Origin of the sequence: Autumnicola patrickiae, from assembly GCF_031846525.1 — a bacterium.
Taxonomy (GTDB): Bacteria; Bacteroidota; Bacteroidia; order Flavobacteriales; family Flavobacteriaceae; genus Autumnicola; species Autumnicola patrickiae.
In genome coordinates this window covers 1-568 of the sequence record NZ_JAVRHM010000074.1, presented here as the reverse complement: position 1 = coordinate 568, position 568 = coordinate 1, and the positions used below count along the sequence as shown (strand labels likewise).

At 29.6% G+C, this 568-nt stretch carries 1 pseudogene; it reads right to left on the bottom strand.

Features of this window, described 5'->3' with window-relative positions:
• Positions 1-106: 106 nt before the first annotated feature.
• Positions 107-568: pseudogene (locus tag RM549_RS19405) on the bottom strand (hypothetical protein); the annotation flags it as partial.

Here is a 568-nt window from a genome sequence, read left to right as displayed (position 1 = left end):
AAGCCTATAAGCATTAAAATTCCATTTATTCTGTCCTTTCTGGTAATTTTACTTTTCGGGGATTTTTTATTTTTTATCTTTTTTGTTTTCCTTCTATCTTTTGGATTTACAGACATAACTGTTGATTTTTTTTAAGCGTTCTTTTGAACCTATCCCTCTTCATTTTCTCCTTACCTAGTAACATCAGGTTCCTTAGCAATTGAGCCAATTTATGAAACAAGCTGGAATCCAATTTGTTGTGAGGATAGCCAGAATCTTTTGTATTATGAGCCAAGTTTAGCTGTTTTAAATTGATTACTCCTAAAATAAATAATATTGGTGCTACAGCGAAATCAAACATTTGCACTCCAAATAACCATATAAAAATGGATACAAATACTGAAACTAACAGGATAGAGGCTAAAATCTTGTTCGATTTATTTTTTATGATGTATGGAATGTAAACCAAATATAAAGGATTACACCAAATAATATTCATATTAAATTTAACCTCTGGATGTTCTGAGAAAATCCATATTATTGATAATAACGATCCAATCACACCAATTGAAAAGCAAATCATCAAAAC